Source organism: Nocardia sp. NPDC060220, from assembly GCF_042727815.1.
GTDB lineage: Bacteria > Actinomycetota > Actinomycetes > Mycobacteriales > Mycobacteriaceae > Nocardia.
On sequence record NZ_JBHWZY010000804.1, the window covers coordinates 1 to 3,129 of the forward strand.

2 protein-coding genes and 1 pseudogene are annotated in these 3,129 nt (G+C 69.2%); all 3 read left to right on the forward strand.

The window, feature by feature from the left end; translation table 11 throughout:
• A pseudogene (locus ACFWF3_RS29935) lies at window positions 1–937 on the forward strand (serine/threonine protein kinase); the annotation flags it as partial.
• A gap of 94 nt (window positions 938–1,031) precedes the next feature.
• Entirely contained in the window at window positions 1,032–2,168 is a 1,137-nt protein-coding gene (locus ACFWF3_RS29940; RefSeq protein ID WP_379316986.1) for a serine/threonine-protein kinase, read from the forward strand.
• A gap of 43 nt (window positions 2,169–2,211) precedes the next feature.
• Window positions 2,212–3,129, forward strand: a 918-nt coding sequence (locus tag ACFWF3_RS29945; protein ID WP_379316988.1) for a LysR family transcriptional regulator, incomplete at its 3' end; no start/stop codon positions are given.

Here is a 3,129-nt window from a genome sequence, read left to right on the forward strand (position 1 = left end):
CCTCCAATCCCTGCCCCCGTCGCTGCGCGCCGGTCGACCGGATCTGCCCGCAGCCATGGACGCGGTCCTCGCCCGCGCCCTCGCCAAACGCGCCACCGACCGATTCGACTCCTGCGCCGAATTCGCGGCTGCCGCACGCCGTGCGCTGAGTGGCACCGGTGCGCAACCCACCGTGTTCGCCGGTGCGCGCTCGGTGCCCCGACACCCCCAGCCGAATCCGTACGGTGACGGCGGGCACGCGCCGCGCTTCGCTGCGCCCCAGCCGAACCCGGGCTACGCACCGCCGCCGATGCCGCGAAGCTCCGGTTACCGCGCGCCGGTGCCGCGTCGAAAGGGCGGCCGGGTAGTCGCAGCGGTGTTGCTGACCTTGACACTGATCATCGGCGGCGCCGTCACCTGGGTGTGGCAGGACGAGAGCACCTGGATTTCGGACATGCTGGAACGATCGCGTGCGCACAAAGATCTGGCCGCGATGTCGCAGGCATTTCCCCAGATGGTGCCGACCGGATTCGCGGACGGCCCCGGATTCGAGGGTCGTGAGTGCTCGGCGTACGCGAACACGAAGATCCGGAACGAACTCCTGTGGGAGTTGACGTTTCAGGAGGCAGACGCGAAATGGTCGTGCGGCAGTCTGGACAGTGCCGATACCGACTATTTCTTCTACGCCTTCGCGACCGCGGCAGACGCAGTCGAGGCAGTGAATCGGTTTCGTGGTGAGACCGGTGACAAGGGAAACGCCTCGACCGGATCGCGTACCGACCACCATCGTGAACAGGCCTACAACGGCGGATACAGTGGCTCCGCCGTGGTGTCCACCTTCAGCGATTCCGCGCGAGAACGATGGGTGCTGGCCTTCCAGCGCGGCTCGGCTTTCACCACAGTCGAGGCCGATATGCCTGTTCTCCTCGCCGACATCGCTCGCTTCCCACTGGGTTGAACCTGCCACACAGCGGTGTACTGCACCGATTCGCGGGTCCTCGCGTTTGGTAGGGTCCAGGCCGTCGGACGAAGAGCGAGATTCGGGGGTCAGAGTGGTTTCTGACGGGACGGTGTTCGCCGGCTACACGATCGACCGGCAGCTGGGTCAGGGCGGGATGGGATCGGTGTATCTGGCCAGGCACCCGCGTCTGCCCCGATGGACGGCGCTCAAGCTGCTGAATCGGGAGTTGTTCTCCGACAAGGAGATCCGGGCCAGGTTCGAGCGTGAAGCCGACCTGGTCGCGCAGCTCGACCACCCCAATATCGTCACCGTGTTCGACCGCGGCGTCGAGGGCGATCAGCTGTGGATCAGCATGCAGTACATCGACGGGATCGATGCCTCCTCGCTGGACCCGCATTCCCTGCCGCCGGACCGGGCGCTGCAGATCATCGGTGAGACCGCCGCCGCGCTCGACTACGCCCATCGCGCGGGGGTGCTGCACCGCGACGTCAAGCCCGCCAACATCCTGCTGGCGCGTTCCAGCAGCCAGGAGCGGGTGTATCTCACCGACTTCGGCATCGCACGGCTGCGCGACGATTCGGGTCATCTCACCGAGACCGGATCGTTCACCGCCACGCTGGCCTACGCCGCGCCAGAGCAGCTCACCGGCGCCGCACTGGATCACCGCGCCGACCAGTACTCCCTCGCGTGCACGCTCTACACACTGCTGACCGGCAGCGCGCCCTACGAATCGACCAGCCCGGCCGCGGTGATCACCGGTCATCTGCAAGCGCCGCCACCCCCGATCAGTCCGCGCCGCGCGGGCCTGCCGCCGGTGCTCGACGCCGTGATGGCGCGTGCGCTGGCCAAGCGACCCGCCGATCGGTTCACCTCGTGCGAGGAGTTCGTCGACGCCGCGCAGCGGGCGGTGCGCACCGGAACCACCGGTGCCCGCCCGATCGCCCGGCCGACCTCGGGGTCGCACGCGCAGCCGTTCGTCGGCATGCAGCCCATGCGCCCGGTGAGCTCGACGGGCACTCCTATCCCGCAGTACAACCCCGTTCCGATGCCCCCGCGGATGCCGCAGCCGCAGTACGCGCCCCCGCCGCAGTATCGGCAGCAACCGGTGCCGATCCCGAATCCGCCGCCGCAACGGGGCGGCTGGGGATCGGCACTGGGCGCCTACGCGGTCCTGTTGGTCGTCGTCATCGTGATCGCCGGCGTGATCGCGCTGCTGGCCAACCTCTGATCGGCTCGTCGACCCGATCGGCGGGTGCCATATTCTGGTCAGAATGAGCGACTTCGACGTCACCGCCGCCGACTCCATCGACCTCGACCGGTTGCGTCGTTTCGTCGCGGTCGCCGAGGAGTTGCACTTCGCCCGCGCCGCCAAGGCGCTGCGGATCCCACGGCAGGCTCTCAGCGCCACCGTGATCGAGCTGGAAGAAGAGCTCGGCACCCGCGTCTTCGTGCCGGGCGCTTCGCCCACCCAGCTCACCGACGACGGCACCGCCCTGCTCGCGCGTGCCAGGGACCTGATCCGGGTGCGGGAGCAGGCCGAACGGGAGCAGAAGCCCGACGCGCCCGCGAGCCTGCGGGTGGGGTTCGTGCCGGGAGTGACGGTGTCGAAGTGGGCGCGGATCTGGGGCGAGCGGCTACCTGACCACCCGCTCGAGGTGGTCGGCGTCGCGCAGGGCGAGCAGGAGTCGGTGCTGCGCGAGGGGCGCGTCGACCTGTGCTTCGTCCGGCTGCCCATCGACCGGACCGCGACCAACGCGATCGCGCTGTGGCAGGAGACGCCGGTCGCGGTCGTGCAGAAAGACGACGCGCTGTCACTGCTCGAGACGATCAGCCCGGCGGATCTGGCCGACGAGACGATCCAGGACGGTGCCGATCTCGATCAGGCCGTCGACACTCTCGCCCTGGTCGCCGCCGTGGGCGGCGCGGCGATCATGCCGCAATCGATCGCGCGCCTGCATCACCGCCGCGACCTGGTCTACCGCCCGATCAGCGACACCGAGTTCACCGAGATCGCGCTGGCGTGGCCTGCCGGGACCGACAGCGATCTGCTCGAGGAGTTCGTCGGTATCGTGCGCGGCCGCTCGGCCAACAGCTCGCGCGGCGGGGTCGCGGAGCCGGAGCAGCGCGCCACGGCGCCCGCGCGCAAACCCGCGGCGAAGAAGCCCACGGCCAAGAAACCGGCGCCGAAG